Annotated in this window: 4 protein-coding genes; all 4 read right to left on the reverse strand. The window is 67.3% G+C overall.

The annotated features are described in order from the left end of the window. Positions 1–663, reverse strand: a 663-nt coding sequence (locus WAN02_RS09630) for an FtsW/RodA/SpoVE family cell cycle protein (protein ID WP_422263924.1), incomplete at its 3' end; no start/stop codon positions are given. Next, positions 660–2,132: a PP2C family protein-serine/threonine phosphatase gene (locus WAN02_RS09635; RefSeq protein WP_422263925.1), complete on the reverse strand. Its 1,473-nt coding sequence runs from the start codon at positions 2,130–2,132 to the stop codon at positions 660–662. The genes WAN02_RS09630 and WAN02_RS09635, both read right to left, overlap by 4 nt. Continuing rightward, the gene (locus WAN02_RS09640) at positions 2,129–2,596 is read right to left on the reverse strand and encodes an FHA domain-containing protein FhaB/FipA (protein ID WP_422263926.1); all 468 of its coding nucleotides are present in this window, start codon (positions 2,594–2,596) and stop codon (positions 2,129–2,131) included. Before WAN02_RS09640 ends, WAN02_RS09635 begins: the two co-directional genes overlap by 4 nt. A 115-nt stretch (positions 2,597–2,711) precedes the next feature. Further along, on the reverse strand, positions 2,712–3,465 hold a 754-nt coding region (locus WAN02_RS09645; RefSeq protein WP_422263927.1), incomplete at its 5' end, for an FHA domain-containing protein.

A 3,465-nucleotide genomic window follows, 5' to 3' on the forward strand; every position in this document is an offset into this window, starting at 1 on the left:
GGGCAGATCCATACCCAGAACATGCTTGCCCGCGCTGGTGAACAGCCCGCGCTTGGCCACCAACACGGCCGAGAAGAAAATCAGCAACAAGATCTTCGAGAATTCGGCGGGCTGGATCGAGAAGCCCGGCAACCGGATCCAGATCTTGGCGCCGTTTTGCTCGGACAGCGACTTCGGCAGCAGCGCCGGAATGGCGAGGAAGACGAGTCCGGTCAGCCCACATACGTAGCCGTAGCGAGCGAGCTGCCGATGGTCCTTCAACGAGATCACCACGAACGCAAAGGCGCCCACGCCGACCAGTGTCCACAGGATCTGCGGGCTCGTGACGGCGCGGCCACTCCCCTCGGCCAGCCGCTCGTCGAGATCGAGCCGGTGGATCATCACCAGACCCAACCCGTTGAGCAACGCCACGATCGGCAACAGCAACGGATCCGCATAGGGCGCATAGCGTCTGATGGCCAGATGCGCGACGGTGAACACCGCCAAGAAGCCGGCGGCATAGGTGAGAAGTGGCCAGCCGATCTCGCGCTCCTGGTTGGCCTGCACAATCGCGAAAGCCGCCGCGGTGATCACCGTGGCGAAACACAGCAGCAGCAGTTCGGCGTTGCGCCGGTTCGGCAACGACGGCGTGACGGTGACCGGCGGCTGCGGCTGCGTGGTCATTCCGGAGTCCGGCAGTCGGTTCCCGGCTGGGGCGGCGGCGGGGACAGCGCTGTGACGGTCGGTGCGGCAACTGTCGGCGACGGGCTTGCCGGAACATCTTGCGGTGCCGGCATTTCCGCGCCCGGCACGGGCACCTGGCTGGTCGAAGGTGAGGGCGGCGGCGCCGGAGCGGGCGGAGACTGGGCACGCGCGAGCGGGCAGAGCGGCAACAGCGACTCGGTGGCCAACCGCCGCAGCTGCGCGTTGGCTTGATCCAGGGTGCCGACCGGCAGCCCGGCCGCGACTTGGGCGCGGGCCGACTCGGCGAGATCCGACGGCTTCATCAACTGGCAGTTATGGTTGGCGGCGGCCTGGCCGTAGGGGACCACCGACAACTGGTTGAGGGTGTTCAGGCAGCCCTGCGAGTACGGCTGGTGCAGCGGCACGCCCAGGATGGAAATCTGGATGCCCTGCATGATGGACACGGCGCCGTTGTAGGCGGTGACGTAGTAGTAACTCCGGATCACGGTGCGGCCGACCGCGAGCGCCGCGAGCACCAGCAGGATCGTCAGCGCGAGCCCGATCAACATCCGCCGCCGCGATTGCCGCGGCGGCGGAGCGGAGTCTATCTGCGGCACAACGCGTTTAGCGACCTCTTTGCGGGGGGTGATGGCCGAAGCCCGGCCGGCTGAGGTATTGGGCCGGGTCAGATGGTCATGGATGTCGGAGTCACCGGACACCGCGCCCGCGATGATCGGCTGCGTCGGGCCGTAGTCGGTGTCGACGACGTCGGCGACCACCACGGTCACGTTGTCGGGGCCGCCGCCGCGCAACGCCAGTTCGATCAGCCGGTCGGCGCTGTCGGTGACGTCGGGAATCTTCAGGGCGTCCAGAATGGTCTCGTCGCTGACCGGATCGGAAAGTCCGTCGGAGCAAAGCAGATAGCGATCACCGAGCCGGACCTCGCGCATGGTCAGGGTCGGCTCGACCTCATGGCCGGTCAACGCCCGCATGATCAACGATCGCTGCGGGTGACTGTGGGCCTCTTCCTTGGTGATCCGCCCCTCGTCGACCAGGGTCTGGACGAACGTGTCGTCTTTCGTGATCTGCGTCAGTTCACCGTCGCGCAGCAGATAGCCTCGCGAGTCGCCGATGTGGATCATTCCAATCCGGTTGCCCGCGAACAGGATTGCGGTCAGTGTGGTGCCCATACCTTCGAGGTCGGGCTCCATCTCCACCTGGGCGGCGATCGCCGAGTTACCGGAATGCACGGCGGCGTCGAGCTTGGCGAGCAGGTCGCCGCCGGGCTCGTCGTCGTCGAGATGGGCCAGCGCGGCAATCACCAACTGCGACGCGACTTCACCGGCGGCGTGGCCGCCCATCCCGTCGGCGAGCGCCAGCAATCGCGCACCGGCATATACCGAGTCTTCGTTGTTGGATCGCACCAAGCCGACATCGCTGCGCGCTGCGTAGCGCAAAACCAAAGTCACGGGCGCAACTCAATTACCGTCTTGCCGATACTCACCGGCGTGCCAATGGGAACCCGTACCGCCGTCGTCACCTTCGCCCTGTCAAGGTATGTGCCGTTGGTCGATCCTAGATCTTCGACGTACCATTCCGAGCCTCGCTGGGAAAGCCGCGCGTGCCGCGTCGACGCGTAGTCGTCGTTGAGCACCAACGTGGAGTCGTCGGCGCGCCCGATCAGCACCGGCTGACCGCTCAGCGTGATGCGTGCACCGGCCAATGCCCCTTCGGTCACAACGAGATAGCGCGCCGCGTTGCCGCGTTGGCGCGACGGCAGCAGAGTCCCGCGCAACGTCAGGCCGCGTCGCACCATCACCGCGCCCGTTGGTGCGTAGATGTCGGTACGCAGGATGCGCAGCACAGACCAGATGAACAACCACAACAGCATCAGGAAACCGGCGCGCGTCAGTTGCAGTACGAGTCCCTGCATCCGGCGTCCTCTCCGTCCTGGTGCCGCGTGCCTCACGTGCCCGGATATAGCAACGTCACGATACTTGGACGGCGGTCGACGCGGGGTGAAGCCAATGCCTTCGCGCCCTGCGGGCTCAGTGGATGTGGACGACGATCTCCGAGTGCCCCAACCGGATCACATCGCCGTCGGCCAACTGCCACTCCTGAACAGGCGCGTTGTTGACGGTGGTGCCGTTGGTGGAATTGAGGTCGGACAGCAGCGCGACGTGGCCGTCCCACCGAATTTCCAAGTGGCGACGCGACACACCGGTGTCCGGCAGCCGGAACTGGGCATCCTGGCCGCGGCCAATGACGTTCGGGCCTTCGCGCAACTGGTAGGTGCGCCCACTGCCGTCGTCGAGCTGCAGCGTGACCGCCGAGCCCGAGGACGAGTAGCCGCCCTGTTGTCCGTAGCCGCCGTACCCGCCGGCGTCGGCGGGTTGGCCGTACTCGTAGTCGCGCCCTGGCTCGGCGTACCCGCTGCCGCCACCGGGTGGGGCGTATGACTGGCCGTAGTCTTGTCGGCCGTAGTCGGGCTGCTGGCCGTAGTCCTGTCGGCCGTATCCGCCGCCGCCGTAGCCCTGGTCGTAGCCCGCGCCCTGTTCGGGGTAGCCGCCGCGTTGGTCCGGGTAGCCGCCCTGTTCGGGGTAGCCGCCGCGTGGGTCGGGAGCGCCATAGCCGGGTTGGTCGGGGTACCCGCCGCGTTGGTCCGGGTAGCCGCCCTGTTCGGGGTAGCTGCCGCGTGGGTCGGGAGCGCCATAGCCGCGTGGGTCGGGTGCGCCGTAGCCGCGCAGGTCCGGGTAGCCGCCGCCCTGCTCGGGGTAGCCGCCGCGTGGGTCGGGAGCGCCG

This window comes from Mycobacterium sp., assembly GCF_049281135.1.
Classification (GTDB): Bacteria; Actinomycetota; Actinomycetes; order Mycobacteriales; family Mycobacteriaceae; genus Mycobacterium.

Bases quoted from the DNA above. Each gene is read 5' to 3' on its own strand.
- WAN02_RS09640 (WP_422263926.1), bottom strand. From the start codon at position 2,596: ATGCAGGGACTCGTACTGCAACTGACGCGCGCCGGTTTCCTGATGCTG.